The sequence below is a fragment of the Streptomyces sp. LS-MS-L19 genome, assembly GCF_058382285.1.
In genome coordinates, this window is record NZ_JBYCLL010000001.1 from 1,571,609 (window position 1) to 1,590,137 (window position 18,529).

The 18,529-nt window shown below is 70.0% G+C and carries 15 protein-coding genes; 7 read left to right on the forward strand and 8 right to left on the reverse strand.

Annotated elements, in window-relative coordinates; all coding sequences use genetic code 11:
- Positions 1–82 precede the first annotated feature (82 nt).
- Together AC2XR2_RS06845 and AC2XR2_RS06850 are read right to left on the reverse strand one after the other, a co-directional pair.
- The gene (locus tag AC2XR2_RS06845; RefSeq protein WP_330268293.1) at positions 83–985 is read right to left on the reverse strand and encodes an RNA polymerase sigma-70 factor; all 903 of its coding nucleotides are present in this window, start codon (positions 983–985) and stop codon (positions 83–85) included.
- Positions 986–1,015: 30 nt separating this feature from the next.
- Positions 1,016–2,215, reverse strand: coding sequence for an NAD(P)/FAD-dependent oxidoreductase (locus AC2XR2_RS06850; RefSeq protein WP_491514581.1), 1,200 nt, complete (start codon positions 2,213–2,215; stop codon positions 1,016–1,018).
- 188 nt (positions 2,216–2,403) lie between these two features.
- Here AC2XR2_RS06850 and AC2XR2_RS06855 point away from each other — a divergent pair, with 188 nt between their 5' ends.
- Entirely contained in the window at positions 2,404–3,216 is an 813-nt protein-coding gene (locus tag AC2XR2_RS06855; protein ID WP_491514582.1) for a PhzF family phenazine biosynthesis protein, read from the forward strand.
- Between the two features lie 17 nt (positions 3,217–3,233).
- On the opposite strand, the gene AC2XR2_RS06860 is transcribed toward AC2XR2_RS06855, so the two are convergent.
- A complete protein-coding gene (locus tag AC2XR2_RS06860; protein WP_381300825.1) occupies positions 3,234–4,034 on the reverse strand; it encodes a CPBP family intramembrane glutamic endopeptidase in 801 nt (266 codons plus the stop codon).
- A 189-nt stretch (positions 4,035–4,223) separates the two neighbouring features.
- On the opposite strand from AC2XR2_RS06860, the gene AC2XR2_RS06865 reads away from it, so the two are divergent.
- Positions 4,224–6,008, forward strand: a complete 1,785-nt coding sequence (locus AC2XR2_RS06865; protein ID WP_491514583.1) for a substrate-binding and VWA domain-containing protein — start codon at positions 4,224–4,226, stop codon at positions 6,006–6,008.
- 39 nt (positions 6,009–6,047) lie between these two features.
- Here the strand turns inward: AC2XR2_RS06865 and AC2XR2_RS06870 are convergent, their stop codons facing one another.
- Entirely contained in the window at positions 6,048–7,565 is a 1,518-nt protein-coding gene (locus AC2XR2_RS06870) for a glutamate-cysteine ligase family protein (RefSeq protein ID WP_491514584.1), read from the reverse strand.
- Between the two features lie 526 nt (positions 7,566–8,091).
- On the opposite strand from AC2XR2_RS06870, the gene AC2XR2_RS06875 reads away from it, so the two are divergent.
- The 3 genes from AC2XR2_RS06875 to AC2XR2_RS06885 all read left to right on the forward strand — a co-directional run bounded on the left by AC2XR2_RS06875 (position 8,092) and on the right by AC2XR2_RS06885 (position 10,453).
- Positions 8,092–8,658, forward strand: coding sequence for a hypothetical protein (locus AC2XR2_RS06875; protein WP_330268287.1), 567 nt, complete (start codon positions 8,092–8,094; stop codon positions 8,656–8,658).
- A 348-nt stretch (positions 8,659–9,006) separates the two neighbouring features.
- Positions 9,007–9,204: a DUF5999 family protein gene (locus AC2XR2_RS06880; RefSeq protein ID WP_330268286.1), complete on the forward strand. Its 198-nt coding sequence runs from the start codon at positions 9,007–9,009 to the stop codon at positions 9,202–9,204.
- A gap of 211 nt (positions 9,205–9,415) precedes the next feature.
- On the forward strand, positions 9,416–10,453 hold the full coding sequence (locus tag AC2XR2_RS06885; RefSeq protein WP_491514585.1) for a LacI family DNA-binding transcriptional regulator: 1,038 nt from the start codon (positions 9,416–9,418) through the stop codon (positions 10,451–10,453).
- A gap of 768 nt (positions 10,454–11,221) precedes the next feature.
- Here the strand turns inward: AC2XR2_RS06885 and AC2XR2_RS06890 are convergent.
- The 4 genes from AC2XR2_RS06890 to AC2XR2_RS06905 are packed head-to-tail and all read right to left on the reverse strand — an operon-like array spanning position 11,222 to position 15,436.
- The gene (locus tag AC2XR2_RS06890; protein ID WP_491514586.1) at positions 11,222–12,262 is read right to left on the reverse strand and encodes a glycoside hydrolase family 10 protein; all 1,041 of its coding nucleotides are present in this window, start codon (positions 12,260–12,262) and stop codon (positions 11,222–11,224) included.
- A gap of 58 nt (positions 12,263–12,320) precedes the next feature.
- Positions 12,321–13,085, reverse strand: a complete 765-nt coding sequence (locus tag AC2XR2_RS06895) for a carbohydrate ABC transporter permease (protein ID WP_330269790.1) — start codon at positions 13,083–13,085, stop codon at positions 12,321–12,323.
- Positions 13,086–13,135: 50 nt separating this feature from the next.
- On the reverse strand, positions 13,136–14,134 hold the full coding sequence (locus tag AC2XR2_RS06900) for a carbohydrate ABC transporter permease (protein ID WP_449351163.1): 999 nt from the start codon (positions 14,132–14,134) through the stop codon (positions 13,136–13,138).
- A 6-nt stretch (positions 14,135–14,140) separates the two neighbouring features.
- A complete protein-coding gene (locus tag AC2XR2_RS06905) occupies positions 14,141–15,436 on the reverse strand; it encodes an extracellular solute-binding protein (RefSeq protein WP_449351162.1) in 1,296 nt (431 codons plus the stop codon).
- Between the two features lie 615 nt (positions 15,437–16,051).
- Between AC2XR2_RS06905 and AC2XR2_RS06910 the strand changes: the two genes are divergently transcribed.
- Positions 16,052–18,004 carry an APC family permease gene (locus AC2XR2_RS06910; protein ID WP_330268281.1) on the forward strand — a complete coding sequence of 651 codons (1,953 nt, stop codon included), beginning with the start codon at positions 16,052–16,054 and terminating at the stop codon, positions 18,002–18,004.
- 60 nt (positions 18,005–18,064) lie between these two features.
- Positions 18,065–18,484, forward strand: a complete 420-nt coding sequence (locus tag AC2XR2_RS06915; protein WP_491514587.1) for a TOBE domain-containing protein — start codon at positions 18,065–18,067, stop codon at positions 18,482–18,484.
- Positions 18,485–18,529: the final 45 nt, after the last annotated feature.

Sequence of the window (18,529 nt, forward strand, 5' to 3'; positions counted from 1 at the left end):
GGCTTGGCACCCATCGCTGCAAGGTTAAAATAACAGGTTTCCTGATGATGGATGCCGCACCGCGATCGCGCAATGGGCAGCGTCACTCCACCGTCGGCGCCGGCCCCAGGGTCAGCGGGGTCTCCGCCCCCACCCGCGTCAGCTTCTCCGGGTTGCGGACGTAGTACATGCCGCTGATCCGCCCGTCCTCGACCCGTACCGCGAGGACGCCGTCCATCTCGCCGTTGACGTGGAGGACGAGCGCCGGGCTGCCGTTGACCACCGTCGGCTCGCAGGTGAAGGTGACGGTGAACTTGGCGATGCCGCCGAAGATGAAGCGCGCGACCTTGTCGGCGGTGAGGACCGGTCGCATCGCCGCCTGCTTGATGCCGCCGCCGTCGCTGACCAGGACGACATCGGGCGCGAGCACGTCGAGCAGCCCTTGCAGGTCCCCGGTCTCCAACGCCAGCCGGAACGACTCCACGGCCGCACGGGTCTCGCTCGCGGAGGCCGTTCTGCGCGGCCGTCGGGCGTCGACGTGCCGGCGGGCGCGGTGCGCGATCTGGCGCACCGCGTCGGGGCTCTTCTCCACGGCGGCCGCGATCTCGTCGTAGTCGACGTCGAACACCTCGCGCAGCACGAACACCGCGCGCTCCGTCGGTGACAGCGTCTCCAGGACGCACATCAACGCCATCGAGAGACTCTCGGACAGTTCCACGTCCTCGGCCACGTCCGGCGCGGTGACCAGCGGCTCGGGCAGCCACTGGCCGACGTACGCCTCCTTGCGGCGCGTCAGGGAGCGCAGCCGGTTGAGTGCCTGCCGGGTGGTGATGCGGACCAGGTAGGCGCGCGGGTCCTGCACCCGCTCCAGGTCCACCTTGACCCACCGCAGCCAGGTCTCCTGCAGGACGTCCTCCGCGTCGGCCGCCGAGCCGAGCATCTCGTAGGCGACGGTGAAGAGCAGGTTGCGGTGGGCGACGAACGTGTCGGTGGCGTGATCAGTCATGATCCGGTCCCTCCCCCGATCGTGGGCGGATTAGGCAACCTGTTCGACATCGGCCGGGGCCTGGTTCTCGGCACTCCGGGCCGCCAGCAGCTCCTGCCGCTTGGGGCCGCCCGAGACCTGGTGCAGACGGTACGAACCGGGCTTGCCCGCCTCGCCCGCGAGGTGCTTGACGATCCCCTGGCACACGAACTCCTTGACCCGCGCGCCCGGTCGGCCGCCGATGTGGAAGCCCACCGCGACGTCGTTGCGGCGCGCGAACTGGAAGATCCCGGCACCGCGGCCGAGGCTGATGCACTGACCGGCGAACGCCTCGTTGAGGGGCGCCGGCTGCTCCCCCGCGATCCGGCTGAGCACGGTGTCGGCGGCCCGCGCGCCCAGCGGGATCGCGGCCTGGCAGCTCATGCGCAGCGGCAGGCCCGAGGGCGCCGCCGAGTCGCCGGCCGCGACGATGCGGTCGTCGTCCACGCTGGTCAGGGTCTCGTCCGTGAGCAGCCGGCCCAGGGCGTCGGTGGTCAGCCCGCTGCGCACGGCCAGGTCGGGTACGCCGAAGCCGACGGTCCACACGGTCAGCGCGCTGGGGATCGTACGGCCGTCGGAGAGCCGTACGGCATCGCCGGTCACGGCCGCCACGCGGACCCCTTCGAGCACGGTCACCCCGAGACCGGCCAGTCGCCCCGCGACCGAGCGGCGGCCCTTGGGGTGCAGGTACGGGCCGAGCACCCCACCGCAGACCAGGGTCACGGCGTGGCCCTGCTCCGCCAGTTCGGCGGCGGTCTCGATGCCGGTCGGACCGGCCCCGACGATCGTCACCGGGGCGTCGGCGGAGACCTCCTCGACGAGCGGCCGCAGCCGCTGGGCGTCCTCCAGGGTGGCGATCGGGTGGGCGAACTCGGCCGCTCCGGGAACGCTCGGGTCGGCGCTGCCGCTGCCCACCGCGTAGACCAGGTAGTCGTAGCCGAGCGTGCCGCCGCTCGCCAGCGCGACCTCGCGCCCGTCGGCGTCGATCCGGGACACGGTGTCGACGACCAGTCGGACCCCCTCGGCCAGGACCTTCCGGTACTCGACGACCGCCGGGTGCGTCCCGCCCACCAGCTGGTGCAGCCGGATCCGCTCGACGAAGGTCGGGCGCGGGTTGATGAGGGTCACCGTCACGTCGTCGCGCCGGGTCAGCCGGTTGGCCGCCATGACGCCCGCGTAGCCGCCGCCGATCACGAGGATCTCGGTGTTCATGATGTCTCCTTCGTCCGTCCTACCGGGCCGTCTCAGCGGTCCGTCCCAAGGGGTTCGACCTCAAGACACCGGGCGGCGGACCACCGTGACACCTTGTGAGCCAGATCACTTCACTCGCCGCGAAAATCGGTCCAGTGACACTGGATTGGCCTTGTTCCGAAGGCCAATCCGCCCTCTACCGTCGCCTCATGCGCATGCGAATCGTCGACGCCTTCACCGACCGTCCCTTCGCCGGCAACCCGGCCGGGGTACTGCTCCTGGACGACGCCTTCCCGGACGACGAGCGGCTCCAGAACATCGCCCTGGAGGTCAACCACGCCGAGACGGCCTTCGCCCACCGGCTTCCCGGGGGCGGCGAGGCCGACTGGGCGCTGCGCTGGTTCACGCCCGCCACCGAGGTGAACATGTGCGGTCACGCGACCCTCGCCACGGCCCACGTCCTGCACACCACCGGCGCCCACGAGGGCCCGGTGCGGTTCGCCACCCGCAGCGGGGTGCTCACGGCCACACCTGACGAGGACGGCTCGATCACCCTGGACTTCCCCACGGCCCCGCTCACCCCGGTCGCGCTTCCCGAGGGGGTCGCCGAGGCGCTGGGCGCCGAGCCGCTCAGCGCCTTCGACACCGGCCCGAACATCGGCGACCTGCTGCTCGAACTCGCCGACGAGAAGACCGTCCACGCCCTGCGCCCCGACCTCAAGGCCCTGGCCGGCTACTCGGAGCGCGGTGTCATCGCCACCGCTCGCGCCGAGAACCCCGAGCTCGGCTACGACTTCGTCTCCCGCTGCTTCTTCCCGAACGTCGGCATCGACGAGGACCCGGTCACCGGCAGCGCCCACACCGCCCTGGCCCCCTACTGGTCCGAGCGCCTCGGCCGTACGACCCTCACAGGTCTCCAGGCCTCACGCCGCTCCGGCCGGGTGCGCACGCACCTGCGCGGCGGGCGCACCCTGCTGACGGGCCGCGCGGTCACGGTCATCGAGGGCGAGCTGCTCACCTGAGGGGATCACGCGGGGGATCACGCGGTGGGCAGCCAGCCGACCTTCCCCGCGAGCAGCGCGTATCCCACGAACGCCCCGATGTCGAGCAGGGAATGCGCCACCACCAGGGGACCCACGCGCCCCCACCGGCGGTACAGGTAGACGAACACCACGCCCATCACCATGTTGCCGATGAAGCCGCCGATGCCCTGGTAGAGGTGGTAGCTGCCGCGCAGCACGGAACTGGCCACCAGCGCCGTGCCCGGGGTCCAGCCCAGCTGGCCGAGCCGGCGCAGGAGGTACCCGACGACGATCACTTCTTCGAGGATCGCGTTCTGCATCGCCGAGAGGATCAGCACCGGGTACTTCCACCAGACGTCGGGCAGCGCCTCGGGCACCACGGTGAGGTTGAAGCCGAGACCGCGCGCGGCCAGGTAGAAGGCGATCCCGGTGCTGCCGATCACGGCCGCGATCCCGGCCCCGCGCAGCAGGTCCGGCCCCGGCCGGGTGCGGTCGAAGCCGAGGGTCCTGAGGCTCTCGCCCTCACGCAGCAGGAAGTGCGCGACCAGCAGGACGGGCACCAGGGCCGAGGCGATCCCGAAGAGCTGCCAGGCGAGATCCAGCCATGGACGGCCGGGCGCGGCCGAGGCGTTGAGGGTCGCCGCCTGGTCCTTGAGACCCCCCGGTTTGGTGACCGATCCGACAAAACTGATCAGCGCGGACACACCGCTCGCACCGAGCGAAAGCCCCAGAACGAGCAGCGTCTCGTCACGGAAGAACTTCCGTGAGAGCGCCTTCTGCGGAAAAGAATCGGCCACTGCCCCTTCCTCCGCCTGCACACCTGCCTCCAGTTGAGTAATCCAGCCTCATCCCCATCGCCGCCCCGCTAGGGTCCTTCGAAAGAAGTTACGAAGATCGTGCGCAAGGCCGTTGGGGGGGACGGACGCCGTACGGGGCGTACCTCCCCCTTTCCTGCCATACACGGCCGCGCCGGCACGGAGAGAGCGACAGGGGAGGGCACCACCGCCATGGGACGTCACAGCTTGCCCGATCAGTATGGGGCGGGCGGCAGCGACCCCCGTCCCCGCGCGCGCCGCAGGACCGTGGCCATCGCGACGGTGCTCGTCCTGACCGTCGCCGGCGGCACGGCCGCGGCCGTCCAGGGCGGTCTGCTCTCCTTCGGCTCCTCCTGCCGGGACGAGGCGGTACGGCTCGAGGTCGCCGCCTCCCCCGACGTGGCCCCGGCACTGCGCGCCGCCGCCGAGCGGGCCCACGACGAGAACCTCACCTCCGACGGGCGCTGCGTCGACATCACGGTGACCGCGCGCGAGTCGTACAAGGTCCGGGACACCCTCGCGGCCGGCAAGGACCCCGGCGTCCAGGTGTGGGTGCCGGACTCGGACGTGTGGGTCGAGCAGATCGACGCGGACGGCGGCGCGACGGAGGTGGCCCGGGTCGGCAACGTGGCCTCCAGCCCGGTCGGGGTGGCGATGGTGCCGGCCGCCGCGCAGTCGCTGGGCTGGCCGAAGAAGACGTACGGCTGGCTGGAGCTGGCGGGTGCCACCCTCCGGGACGACTCCCTCAAGCTGGGTGCCGCCGATCCCGCCCGCAGCGCGACCGGGCTCCTCGCGCTCACTCAGCTCAGCGGCGCGGCCGGGCGGGTCAAGGGCGGGGAGACCCAGGCCGCGGCGATGATGAAGTCGCTCTCGCAGCGCATCTCGGACAGCGACGGACAGGTCGTGGAGACCCTCCCGCGGGACGCCTCCGGCACCGAGCAGGGCAACCCGAAGCGCAATCAGGCGCTGGTCCTGTCCGAACAGGCGGCCTTCGCGCACAACTCCTCGGCGGACTCCGCGGACGATCTGCGTCTCTTCTACCCGAAGGACGGTTCACCGCGGCTCGACTACCCCTACGCGCTCGTCGACGAGACCCGGCTGTCCACGGACGAGAGCCGGGCGGCGATCCGGTTCATGACGTATCTGCGCAAGCCCGAGCAGGAACAGCTGCTGACGGACCTGGGGTTCAGGACGTCCGACGACCAGGTGTCGGCCTCCCTGGTCGCGAAGGCCGGCGGCAGGGTGCCGCAGCCGTACACGGCGGCGGCCGGTGAGCCCGCCTCGGCGGCGGCGCTCCAGGAGGCCCTCGGCACCTGGACGATCACCGTGCAGAGCGCGCGGATCACCACGGTCGTGGACGCGTCGTCGTCCATGTCGGAGACGGTTCCGGGCACCGGCCGCTCCCGGATGGACGTCACCAAGGAGTCCCTGCTCCAGGCCCTCGCGACCTTCACCCAGGAGGACGAGATCGGCCTGTGGGAGTTCTCCACCAAGCTCGACGGCGACAAGGACTACAAGGTCCTGGTGCCGACGGAACGCCTGGGCGACAGCGGGGGCGGAAGCGGGACCGGCACCCAGCGCGAGCGGCTCTCGGCGGCGTTCGGCGGCCTCCAGCCGGTGGCGGGCGGGGCGACCGGGTTGTACGACACCACGCTCGCCGCGTACCGGGCGGCCACCTCTTCCTACGCGCAGGGCAAGTTCAACGCGCTGGTGGTCCTGACGGACGGTGTGAACCAGGACCCGGGCAGCATCTCGCGCGGAAAGCTGATCTCCGAACTCGAGAGGCTCTCCGACCCCGAACGCCCGGTCCCCCTCATCGTCATCGCGGTGGGCCCCGACGCCGACCGTGCCGAGGCCCAGCAACTGGCCGAGGCCACCCGCGGCTCAGGCCAACAGGTCAACGACCCGTCCCAGATCCACACGGTGATCCTGAAGGCGATCGTGGCAGCGGGGGCACAGGGCAGCAGCGGCGGCTGACCCTGGCACCGACTTCTCCCGGTCCCGCCTTCCTGACCGTCACCCCATTGGCACCGGCTCCGGCAACCCCACCGGCCACGTGTGCACCGGCTCGCCCTGATGCATCAGCTCCCCGTACCGCCGGGTCGTCGCGGCGAGCGCCGCGTCCCGGGAGAGCCCCGCCTCCAGGGCCCGGTGGAAGGTCGCCGCCTGCCAGGACGCCCCGTTGGCCCGCCGCCGGCACCGCTCCTCGATCACCCCGAGATACAGGTCCCGGTCGGCGGGCTCGACGCCCCACCCCGCGAGCCCCGTCTCGGCCAGCGGCAGCAGTTCGTCGCGTACGAGGCTCACCGCGTCGACCTCCACGGTGCCGCCGTACCGCCCGCGCCGGGGCCAGGTCATCCGCGCGTCGATCCCGTACCGGCACGCCGCGTCGAAGTTGGCCGCGGCCGCCTCGAACGGCATCCGGGTCCACACCGGCTTCGACTCCTCGGCGAGGGCGCGGACGAGGCCGTAGTAGAAGGCCGCGTTGGCGATGACGTCCGTGACGGTGGGCCCGGCCGGCAGCACACGGTTCTCCACCCGCAGGTGCGGGACCCCGTCGGCGATCCCGTACACGGGCCGGTTCCAGCGGTACACCGTGCCGTTGTGCAGGACGAGTTCGGCGAGCGAGGGCACCCCGCCCGCGTCGAGGACCTCCAGCGGGTCCTCCTCGTCGCAGATCGGCAGCAGCGCCGGGAAGTAGCGCAGGTTCTCCTCGAAGAGGTCGTACGCCGAGGAGATCCACCGCTCCCCGAACCAGGTCCGCGGCCGCACCCCCTGCGCCTGGAGCTCCGGCGGACGCGTGTCCGTGGACTGCTGGAAGAGCGGCGGCCGGGACTCGCACCACAGCTCACGGCCGAACAGGAAGGGCGAGTTGGCTCCCACGGCTATCTGCACGCCGGCCACCGCCTGCGCGGCGTTCCACACGTCGGCGAAGCGGCCCGGCGTGACCTGGAGGTGCAGCTGGACCGAGGTGCAGGCGGCCTCCGGGGCGATGGACTTCGAGGTGCAGGTGAGCCGTTCCACCCCGTCGATGTCGAGGACGAAGTCCTCACCGCGCGCGGCCACGATCTGGTCGTTGAGCAGCGTGTACCGGTCGACGTCGGAAAGGTTGGAGGAGACCAGGTCGTCCCGGTCGAGGGTCGGCAGAATGCCGATCATCACGATTCCCGCGTCGAGCTCGCCGGCTTTACGGTCGGCGTATGCCAGCGAGGTCCGGAGTTCCTCCGCGAGCCGATCGAATACCCGCCCGCCCAGCTTGTGTGGGGCTATGTTGACTTCCAGATTGAACATGGCGAGTTCTGTTTGGAAATCTCGGCTTGCGATGCGTTCGAGGACCTCCCCGTTCAGCATTCTCGGCATACCGTCCGCGCCGACCAGATTCAATTCGATCTCCAGCCCCATCAGGTTCCTGGGGCGATCGAACCGCTGCTCCGCCAGGAGCCGCTCCAGCCCCGTCAGGCACCTGCGGAGCTTGTCGCGGTAGTTCTGGCGATCGGACAGGTCGAACCGGCCTGCCACGACCTTCTCCCCCATCGGAGAGTCCCTCCTCGATGCGTCATGAGTCAGGTGGGATGATGCCCAGCCGGAACGATCGGTAACGTCCCCGCGGCGGCCCCGAGCCCGCTACCCTGTTGGATGTGACCGGTGGCACATTCACTCGGCATGAAGCGCTCAGCAGTTTCGAGTGCCCCGAAGAACTCGTGAAAAACGCCGACGAGAATTGGCCGACCGCTTCGGGAGGATTCCCCGAGGTCACCGCCGTGAAGTAGTCACGGTTTCGGGAGGATTCCCGCGTATCGCCGACCGAATGACTCCTTGCCCCGCGCGCAGGAAACGGCTAGACGAAACACCGTGTGAACATATGTCGTATAAACTCCGCGAACAAGGCAGAGGGTTGGCACCCGCGGTCCTGGATCCTGCCGTCAGGTGACGTACGGCAGTCCTCACCCGCCCCCGCGTCACCGGACCCCGGCCCCCGCCTCTCTGACCCCGTGAGCTGACAGCGCCGTCCGCCCCCGCCCTCGCGCCATCGTGCCTGTCGAATGAGAGGCGACCCACCATGCCGCTGCATGTCCCCCCGGCTCCCGCGCCCGCACTTCGCTCCGTCCTCACCGCACTCGCCTCGCCCACCGCGGTCCGCGAGGCCCGGACCCCCTCCCTGTTGCGTGCCCAGGGACCCGTCACACCCGAGCTCCCCCTGCCCGTGCACGTACTGGACGGCACCGCCACCCGGCTGACCGGGTGGCGTTTCCTGATCCGCTGCGGTGAACGCTCGGTGGCGGCGGCGGAGACCATGCTGACCGCGGACGGCTGGGCGTTCTCGCACTTCTTCGAGGGCCCCTACATCCCGTCCACCGAACGCGCGCTGCGTCAGGCGGAGGTGATGCAGCAGCCCTACCAGCCGCGCCTGCTGTCGATCCCGGCCCTGTACATGCTCGCGCTGTGGCTGCACGGCGACTGCGCGGCGGACGCCGCCACCGGCCGCCTCGCCGCTACCGACCTGCTCGTCCCGCTCGCCCCGGCCCCGCCCGGCATCGCGGCTCACCGTCCGCACCGGGCCGCCGAACTGCTCCCGGTGCTCACCCACCGACTGACCCCGGCTCCCCTGCTGAGCTCGCCGGCCTGAAGATCTCAGCCCGACCCCTCGTACCCCGCCCCGAATTCCGGGTAGCGGGGTACGACTGCGTTTACGTACGTCATTAGGGTCACCATTTGCTCGTACGAGCACACAATTGCTCGGAAGAGCCGAACGCGGGGCTGACTCCAGGTGGACTAGCCCTTTCCGGCCCCCTCGAACCACCCGAAGGGACAGTGCAGTTGGGATGAACCGTCCGGCCGGGTGACGCGTCTCCAACCTGTGAAGAAGTGGTGATGCGAAATACCTGCGGATTGACGCCCGTGGGGCAACACTGGGTTCAGACTGAGCAATCACACGGGGGACATCATGACCACAACACAGCGAAAGATCCCACCAATGTGCCAGCACCAGCCACCGTGTCCCACCGCCGACTCCGCCGACCGGGAATCCGCCCGCCTTCTGGCGCACCACCCGGAGCAGGGCTGGAGCCTGCTGTGCAACGGCGTCCTGCTCTTCGAGGACACCGGTGAGCTCCTGCCCGACGGCCGGGTCATCGCCCCGCACCGCCCGCTCGCGGGGGCCACGGCGGCCTGAGTACGGCCGGGCGGCCGCGCCGCCGTACGGCCGTACCGTCCGGAGACCTTGAGGGGCCGGCTCGCAGCGACAGTCTGCGCACCGGCCCCGACGCATGTCCGAGGCCGATCACTCCCTGTGATGCCTTGTATATGGACCCACTTTTCCGGAAGACTCCTGGAAGTTTTCGAGGCTCGGAAGCCTTCGGGGGCTACGACGCGGAGGTGGGCAAGTGACAGCAGGCGAGGCCGGTGCCGAGCCCCGGGGCAGGGTCACCATCACGGAGATCGCCCGGCAGGCCGGAGTCTCGGTGCCGACGGTGTCCCGGGTGGTCAACGGCCGCTCGGACGTCTCCCCGCGGACCCGCGCCCGGGTCGAGGAGCTGCTCCAGCGGTACGGCTACCGCAAGCGCCCGGCGGCCCCCGGCACCCGTGCCGCCCTGCTCGACCTGGTCTTCAACGACCTCGACAGCCCCTGGGCCGTGGAGATCATCCGGGGAGTCGAGGAGATCGCCCACGCCGAGGGCGTCGGCACAGTGGTCTCCGCGATCCACGGCCGCTCCGGCGCGGCCCGCGAGTGGATGCGCAACCTGCGCGCCCGGGCCTCCGACGGGGTCATCCTGGTCACCTCGGCCCTGGACACGGACCTCCACGACGAACTCCGCGCCCTCGGTGTCCCCCTGGTCGTCGTGGACCCGGCCGGCTCCCCCTCGCTCGACGCTCCCACCATCGGAGCCGCCAACTGGTCGGGCGGACTGGCGGCCACCGAGCACCTGCTGTCGCTGGGCCACCGCAGGATCGGCCTGATCGCCGGACCGCCCCGACTGCTGTGCTCCCGGGCCCGCTTCGACGGCTACCGGGCCGCCCTGGAAGGCGCCGGCCTCACCCTCGACGAGTCGCTGGTCGTCCCCGGCGACTTCCACCCGGAGTCCGGCTTCGCCGGCTGCGAGAAACTCCTCGGCCTCCCCGAGCCGCCGACCGCGGTCTTCGCGGCCAGCGACCAGATGGCCCTGGGCGCGATCGAGGCCCTGCGGCGGCGCGGCCTCAGGGTCCCGGAGGACATGAGCCTGGTCGGTTTCGACGACCTTCCGGAAGTCCGCTGGTCTGCACCCCCCTTGACCACGATCCGCCAGCCCTTGGCCGACATGGGCAAACTGGCCGTCCGCACAGTCCTCAAACTGGCCCGCAACGAAGTCCCCGACACCCCCCGAGTCGAACTGGGCACAGAACTGATACACCGCGCAAGCACGGCCCCTCCAAGGCCCCACTGACGAAGCCACGGGCACGGTGCAGGTCGTACACCCCAACTGTCCGAGCCGCGCGCCCAGGACCGGCCGTAAAGCCACCGCCCCTCCAGCACCCACCGTCCAACCCGCCACAGACGAAAGCCGCCGAGCGGGAGCGCCACCAGTGCGCCCGCCGACACCCCGTGGTGCACTGGGGGGACCGCCCTCCGGCCACGCCACGGACGGGTCATCGATACCCCGGAGCCACCGCACCTCCCGTCAACGAACCCGCGGCCCGAAGGCCAGCGCACCCCCACGCCCCACCGGCGAACGCGCCACGGCGACCATCCAGGCGGGCGACTTCGACGGGACAGCTGGCCGGGCCTGGTCCCGTTCCGCGGCAGCCGGGCCCCGGGCGACGACGACCCGCTCGCACCGAGGCCACCATCTGGCGGGGGCCGATCTCCCGGGACGGGAAGCCGACCGCGACGCAGGACTTCGGCTCCTGTGCACGGGTACCACCAACCGCTCCCCGACGACGCCCGGGGCGGAGCCACCGCACCGACCTCACGAGGTGTCCCCGCCCCGAGATCGATCACCCCCGCCGCGGCCCGCCCCCAGCCGCTCTGCCGGACCACCCGAGGGTGCGACCCACCCTCAGATCGCACCCCCATCCCCGCGGCGGTCAGGCGTACCGATGGCCGCGCCCAGATGTCCGCCCAAACGGCGAAGACGGGACCCCCGCCCCGGACTTCCCCCACCCCCGTCACTCATCGCCGCCCTGCACCCCCCCGGCCGGGACCCGCACCGCCCTTACTTCAGCGCCCCCCTGATCGCGAAGTACGCCGGCTTCGGCTGGAGTTGCTCGTCCCACGGCAGCGCGGCGCCCTGGCCCTCGAAGAAGGCCGGGATCCAGCTGTACTTGTCGGTGTAGTCCCACACCGTGATGCCGACACACCGCCGCACCGCGAGGCACGCGTCGGTCAAGTCGGCGTACCACTCGGCCTGTTGGGCCAGTTTCTCCTCTGTCGCCGGAAGGATCATCCGGATGTCGACCTCGGTGAGCGCGGTGTCGAGGCCCAGCTTGCCGAAGCGGCGGAGGTTGTCCTCCAGGGTGGTGGGATAGCCGTACTGGAGCGCCAGATGCGCCTGGAGCCCGATGCCGTCGAGCGGGACACCCTGCGCCTTCAACTCCTTGGCGAGGTTGTAGTACGCGTCGCTCTTCGCCCCGATCCCCTCGATGTTGTAGTCGTTGAGGTACAGCTTGACCTTCGGGTCGGCCTGCCGCGCCCAGCGCAGCGCGTCCGCGATGTACCCCGGACCGAGCGTCTTGTAGAAGACGGTCTCGCGGTACGTGCCGTCCTCGTTGAACGCCTCGTTGACGACGTCCCAGGCGAACACCTTGCCCCGGTAGTGCCGCACCTCGGTCTGGATGTGCTTCTTCAGTACGGCCCTCAGCTCCCCCGCCGTCCACTCCCGCGAGGTGATCCAGTCGGGCAACTGGCTGTGCCAGACGAGCGTGTGGCCGCGCACCTTCTGGTGGTTCGCGCGAGCCAGCCGCACGATCTCGTCTCCCTTGGAGAAGTCGAAGACCCCCTGCTGCGGCTCGGTCGCGTACCACTTCATGCCGTTGCCCGGCGTGATCTGGTCGAACTCGCTGCCCAGGATCTCCTTGTACGGCTCGTCGACGAGCTCGGGATTGTCGGTGGCGCTGCCGAAGTACCGGCCGTGGCGCTCGGCGAGATCGGCGAGCGTGGCCGGCTTGCCGTGGGCCTCGGCGGCGGGTGCGCCGAGCCCGGCGACGACCAGGCCCGCGACCAGGACTCCGACGAGTCTGAGACGGTTCTTGCGCATGGGGCGACTCCTCACGTGCGGGGGTGGGTGAGCCGTACTTTTCTCGTAGGCGCCGGTGTCAGCCCTTCGTGGCACCGGCGGTCAGGCCGCCGACGAGCTGGCGCTCGGCGACCGAGTAGAAGGCGAGGGCGGGCACCATCGCCAGGACGAGATAGGCGAAGACACGGGCGTACTCCGCGGAGTACTGCCCCTGGAACTGCTGCACACCGACGGGCAGCGTCCACCACGTGTTGTCGGTGAACACCAGCAGCGGCAGCATGAAGTTGTTCCAGCTGGTGACGACGGCGAGCACCGACACCGTGCCGAGCGCCGGCCGTGCCATGGGCAGCAGCACCCGCCAGAAGAAGCCGAAGGAGGAGCACCCGTCGAGGGTGGCCGCCTCCTCCAGCTCGCCGGGGATCTCCCGGAAGAAGGCCCGCAGGATGATGATCGTCATCGGCAGCCCGAACGCGGCCTGCGGCAGGATCACGCCGAGCGGGTTGTCCAGCAGGTCGAGCGAGCGCAGCAGCAGGAAGAGCGGGAGCACCGCCACCGCGAAGGGGAACATCAGCCCCATCGTGAAGAGCGTGAACAGCGCCTCCCGGCCGCGGAAGGCGAAGCGCGCGAACGAGAACGCGGCCAGCGCGGACAGCGCGACCACCAGCACCGTCGTACCGACGGCGATCAGCGTGCTGCTGCCGAGCAGCCGCCAGAAGTCACCGCCGCCGAGGATGTCGGTGTAGTTGCTGGTCAGCCATCGCTTCGGCAGCCCGAAGGGGTTGCTGGAGAGCTCGTCGGTGGACTTGAAGCCGGACAGGACGGCGTAGACGAGGGGGACGACCATGACGGCCCCGACGAGCAGCAGGATCGCGTGCAACGGCAGGTTCTTGCGGATCACTTCCCGTCCCCCCTCATCGTCGTGGTGGCCCCTTCGAGGTCGCGGCGGAGCACGAACCGCTGGTAGGCGAGGGCGAAGACGAGGCAGATGCCGAACATGACCACGCTGATCGCGCTGGCGTAGCCGACCTGGTAGCGCTTGAAGCCGTACTGGAACATGGTCACGGCCATCGTCTCGGAGTGGTGGTCGGGCCCGCCCTGGGTGATCACCCAGACCAGGTCGAACAGCTGGATCGCCCCGATGACGGACAGGAAGACGCTGATCCTGAGGGTGGGCGCGAGCAGCGGCAGGGTGACGTTGCGGAACCGCTGCCAGGCACTGGCCCCGTCGATGAGCGCGGCCTCGGTCAACTCCCGTGGGATGGACTGGAGTCCGGCCAGGTAGAGCATCATGTGGAAGCCGAAGTACTTCCAGGTCATGACGAGGAAGAGCGTCGCCATGACGTACGACGGGTCGGCGAACCACAGCCCGCCCACGCCGTCGAGCCCGACCGCGCCCAGGACGTGGTCGGCGAGACCGTCGTCCGGCGCGAAGACCATGCTGAACAGCACGCCCGTGATCGCCTCGGACAGGACGTAGGGCGCGAAGAACAGCATCCGGTAGACGGCCCGGCCGCGGAACTTCTGGTTGAGCAGGACCGCCATGGCGAGCGCGAACGGCAGCTGGAGCACGAGGGAGAGCAGGACCAGGACCAGGCAGCGCCACAGGTCACCCAGGAACACCGGGTTGTCGAACAGGTCCGTGAAGTTGTCCGTGCCGACGTAGTCCGAGGGCATGCCGAAGCCGCCCCAGCGGAAGAAGGCCGCGTACAGCGCGAACAGCATCGGCAGCAGGACCATGCCGATGAACAGCACCAGGGCGGGCAGTTGGAAGCCGACCGCGGTGAGCCAGTGCAGCACCCGCCGCCGGCCCCGCCCCCGGGCCCTGACTGATTCCGGGGGCGGGAGTTCGGTGCCCGGACCGCTCCGCTTGTCTGCGAGGAACGTGGAGGTCATCGCGGGCTACTGCTCTTCCTTCGCGGTCTGCGTGATCGACTGGGCGACCTGTTCGGGGGACTTGGACCCGGCGATCAGCGCGGCCACGCTGTCGTTGACCTCCTGGCCGACGGCGGGCGCGTACGCCTGGTCGAGGTAGAGCTGGAAGCCGGTGGCGGCCTTCAACTGGGCCTGTACGAGCTTGAGGTTGGGGTCGGTCATGGCCTTCTCCGCGTTCGGCAGCACGGGAAGGACGCTGGTCTTCTTGACCAGTTCGAGTTCGGTGGCCTCGGAGGCGAAGAACTTCAGGAAGTCGACGGCCGCCTGCGGGGCGCCCCGGCGCAGGGCGTGTCCGCCGCCGCCGCCGAACACCTCGGTGATGGCACCCTTGCCGCCCTCGACCGCGGGGAACGGGAAGAACCCGAGGTCGGCGCCGAGTCCCTTGCCGGAGTCGGCCTCCACGGACGGGGCCCACTGGCCCATCAGTTCCATGGCCGCCTTGCCGTTGCCCACGGCGGCCGCCTGGCCGGTCGGGGTGGAGTAGGCGGCGTTGAGGAAGCCCTTCTGGAAGGGCTGGAGGTCCACGAGCTCCTTGAGGTGCCGCCCGGCCTCGATGAACCCGGCACCGGTGAAGTCCTTGTCCTCGCTGGCCTTCTGGAGGGCGTCGATACCGGCGGTGCGCATCGCGAGGTAGGCCCAATAGTACATGCCGGGCCACTTCTCCTTGCCCGCGAGGGCTATGGGCGTGATGTTCTTCGACTTCAGCTTGCTCACGGCCTCCAGGAAGCCGCCCCAGGTGGTGGGGGGTTCGCTGACACCGGCCTGCTTGAAGAGCTTCTTGTTGTACCAGAAGCCGATCATGCCCATGTCGAACGGAATGCCGTAGACCTTGTCGTCGAAGATGTACGGCTCCTTGGTGACCTTCAGCAGACCGTCCGCCCACGGCTTGGTCCGGTCGGTCAGGTCCTCGACGAGCCCCGCGTCGACCTGCTGCTTGAGCACGCCCCCGCCCCAGGTGTGGAAGATGTCGGGGAGCTTCCCGGAGGCGGTCAGCGCCGTCATCTTCGACTTGTAGGCGTCGTTCTCCAGCTGGACGATCTTTATCTTCACCTTGGGGTTCTGAGCCTCGAACTTCTTGGCGAGGCTCGCCCAGACACTCTTCGCCGGCTCGGTGGTGGAGATGTTCCACCACTCCACCGTGGTCGTCCCGTCGGACGAACCTCCGTCCGAGTCGCCGCCACAGCCGGTCAGTGCCGTCATACCGATACCGGCCGCGGCGGACGCCGCCAGAAAGCCACGGCGGGACAGTGCCGGGTCGCCCATTTTGCGCTCCTTGGGTACGGGACGGAGACGTCCTTGTCCGTCCTGCGTTTCGAAAGTTTCGGAAGAGATCCAGAAAGCTTCGCTGCTGCCGCACCCTAGAGACAGCTACTGAAAGGTGGCAACCCCCTGTGCACAGGGAATGTTCGGAGGGCGGGCCCTCAACTCGTCCCACAAGGCGTCCGCTTCAGCGGCCGGAGGGTTCTTGCGATCGGTCCGGCCGACCCGGCACCCCCGATGCCGTACACGGCGACCATCCGGCCGACGACAAACCGAAGTCGCCCCCAGGGAACGCCACCGGACCCGAAACATTCGGCTACGTCAGCGATCCTTACGAAGAAACGGAGCGAGCCCCCCTCGCGAGCCGCACATCCCGCCGCCTCACGGACCCCCTTCTCCATGACGCTGCGTATCCGCCCGGGGTGGTTCCCCGTTGTCCGAGGTCGTCGGAGGTCCTTCGAGGTGGACGGTGGGATGGGCGAAGAGGGCCCGAGTCTTAACGGAAGCTTGACGCCCATACGCCCTCCATCCGGGGGCCCAAACGTCACTCTCCGCTTACGCTGGTCCCGCCGTCAGCAGGGCGGCCGCAACTGAGCCGCACCTCTGGAGCACCCCCCGATGGCCACCACCGAACAGCCACCCGCCAGTCGCCTGCGCTCCTGGATGCTGGAGGGCTTGTCCGACATGGGCAAGCCGGGCGGCCACACGGGCCCGCACGCCGATCCGGAACCCGCGCACCGGGGCCAGCGCTGGTGGCGGGTGATGTGCCTGACCGGCGTCGACTACTTCTCCACCCTCGGCTACCAGCCCGGCATCGCCGCGCTCGCGGCCGGCCTCCTCTCCCCCATCGCGACCATCGTCCTCGTGATCGTCACCCTGGCCGGCGCCCTGCCCGTCTACCGCCGGGTCGCCGAGGAGAGCCCCCGCGGCGAGGGCTCCATCGCGATGCTGGAGCGCCTGCTGTCGTTCTGGCAGGGCAAGCTGTTCGTCCTGACCCTGCTCGGCTTCGCCGCCACCGACTTCCTGATCACCATCACCCTGTCCGCGGCCGACGCCTCCACCCACCTCGTCGAGAACCCGCACCTGACCAGCACCCTGCACAACCAGCAGATGCTCATCACCCTGGTCCTGGTCGCCCTGCTCGGCGCGGTCTTCCTCAAGGGCTTCTTGGAGGCGATCGGCGTCGCGGTCGTCCTGGTGGGCATCTACCTCGCCCTGAACGTCGTCGTCGTGATCGTCGGCCTGTGGCACGTGATCACCGCCGGCCATGTCGTCACCGACTGGTCCAGCGCCCTGACCGCCGAACACGGCAACGTCTTCGTGATGATCGGCATGGCCCTGATCGTCTTCCCCAAGCTCGCGCTGGGCCTGTCCGGCTTCGAGACCGGCGTCGCCGTCATGCCGCACGTCCAGGGCGACGACGGCGACACCGAGGAACGCCCCACGGGCCGTATCCGCGACACCAAGAAGCTGCTCACCACCGCCGCCGTGATCATGAGCTGCTTCCTGATCGCCACCAGCTTCATCACCACCCTGCTCATCCCGGAGAAGGACTTCGAGTCCGGCGGTCCGGCCAACGGCCGCGCGCTGGCCTACCTCGCCCACGACTACCTCGGTGGCGTCTTCGGCACGGTCTACGACGTCTCGACCATCGCGATCCTGTGGTTCGCCGGCGCCTCCGCCATGGCCGGCCTGCTCAACCTCATGCCCCGTTACCTGCCCCGCTACGGCATGGCCCCGCACTGGGCCCGCGCCGTGCGCCCCATGGTCATCGTCTTCACCCTGATCGCCTTCCTGGTCACCTGGCTCTTCGACGCCGACGTCGACGCCCAGGGCGGCGCCTACGCCACCGGCGTGCTGGTCCTGATCAGCTCGGCGGCGATCGCGGTGACCATCGCCGCCCGCAAGGCCGGACAGCGTGGCTGGACGATCGGCTTCGCGGTCATCTCCGCGGTGTTCCTCTACACGACCGTCGTCAACGTCATCGAGCGCCCCGACGGCGTGAAGATCGGCGCCTGTTTCATCGCCGGCATCATCCTGGTCTCCCTGCTGTCCCGCCTCGCCCGCGCCTTCGAGCTGCGCGTGACCAGCGTGACCCTCGACGACATGGCGGAACGTTTCGTCCGGGACATGGCCAGCCGCAAGATGCGCTTCATCGCCAACGAGCCCGACTCACGCGACAAGGCCGAGTACCGGGACAAGATCGAGCAGATCCGCGAGGACAACGACATCCCCGGCGAGGACTTCGTCTTCGTCGAGGTCACGGTCCTGGACCCCTCCGAGTTCGAGGCGGGCCTGACCGTCCGCGGCGAGGTCCTGCACAACCGCTACCGCGTGCTGACCCTGGAGTCCTCCTCCATCCCCAACGCCCTGGCGGCCCTGCTCCTGCACGTCCGGGACATGACCCGCTGCACCCCCCACATCTACTTCGAGTGGACCGAGGGCAACCCCTTCCACAACTTCCTGCGCTTCTTCCTCTTCGGCCAGGGCGAGGTCGCCCCGGTCACCCGCGAGGTCCTGCGCGAAGCGGAACCGGACCGCGCCCGCCGCCCCCGCGTCCACACCGGCTGACCCGCCACGCGCGGACTCCGCTCCCCGCCGCGCCCCCGCGCACGCCCTACGTTGATGCCCATGACCCTGAGCATCCGCAACCAGCTCCCCGGCACCGTCACCACCGTCACCCGGGGCGAGGCCATGGCGACCGTCAAGATCCGCCTCGACGGCGGCCAGGAACTGACGGCCGCGATCACCCTGGACGCCGTCGAGGACCTCGGCCTCGCCCAGGGCTCAGCCGTCCGCGCCCTGGTGAAGTCGACGGAGGTCTCCCTCGCCACGGCCCTGGTCCGGGGTGTGTCCATCCGCAACCAGCTCCCCGGCACGGTCACCGCCGTGGCCACGGGAGCCGCCATGGCCACCGTCAAGGTCGCCGTGGAGGGAGGCGAGCTCACCTCCGCGGTCACCGCGGACTCCGCGACCGAGCTCGCCCTCACCGCCGGCACCCCGGTCGTCGCCCTGATCAAGTCGACCGACGTGTCCCTGGCGACGGTCTAGAAGCGACGCGAACGCAAAGAGGGCCCCGCCGGAACGGGGCCCCCT

Bases quoted from the DNA above. Each gene is read 5' to 3' on its own strand.
- AC2XR2_RS06870 (WP_491514584.1), bottom strand. From the start codon at position 7,565: ATGGGGGAGAAGGTCGTGGCAGGCCGGTTCGACCTGTCCGATCGCCAG.
- AC2XR2_RS06900 (WP_449351163.1), bottom strand. From the start codon at position 14,134: ATGACCTCCACGTTCCTCGCAGACAAGCGGAGCGGTCCGGGCACCGAA.
- AC2XR2_RS06915 (WP_491514587.1), top strand. From the start codon at position 18,065: ATGACCCTGAGCATCCGCAACCAGCTCCCCGGCACCGTCACCACCGTC.
- AC2XR2_RS06855 (WP_491514582.1), top strand. From the start codon at position 2,404: ATGCGCATGCGAATCGTCGACGCCTTCACCGACCGTCCCTTCGCCGGC.
- AC2XR2_RS06865 (WP_491514583.1), top strand. From the start codon at position 4,224: ATGGGACGTCACAGCTTGCCCGATCAGTATGGGGCGGGCGGCAGCGAC.
- AC2XR2_RS06880 (WP_330268286.1), top strand. From the start codon at position 9,007: ATGTGCCAGCACCAGCCACCGTGTCCCACCGCCGACTCCGCCGACCGG.
- AC2XR2_RS06910 (WP_330268281.1), top strand. From the start codon at position 16,052: ATGGCCACCACCGAACAGCCACCCGCCAGTCGCCTGCGCTCCTGGATG.
- AC2XR2_RS06875 (WP_330268287.1), top strand. From the start codon at position 8,092: ATGCCGCTGCATGTCCCCCCGGCTCCCGCGCCCGCACTTCGCTCCGTC.
- AC2XR2_RS06905 (WP_449351162.1), bottom strand. From the start codon at position 15,436: ATGGGCGACCCGGCACTGTCCCGCCGTGGCTTTCTGGCGGCGTCCGCC.
- AC2XR2_RS06850 (WP_491514581.1), bottom strand. From the start codon at position 2,215: ATGAACACCGAGATCCTCGTGATCGGCGGCGGCTACGCGGGCGTCATG.
- AC2XR2_RS06845 (WP_330268293.1), bottom strand. From the start codon at position 985: ATGACTGATCACGCCACCGACACGTTCGTCGCCCACCGCAACCTGCTC.
- AC2XR2_RS06890 (WP_491514586.1), bottom strand. From the start codon at position 12,262: ATGCGCAAGAACCGTCTCAGACTCGTCGGAGTCCTGGTCGCGGGCCTG.
- AC2XR2_RS06895 (WP_330269790.1), bottom strand. From the start codon at position 13,085: ATGGTCGTCCCCCTCGTCTACGCCGTCCTGTCCGGCTTCAAGTCCACC.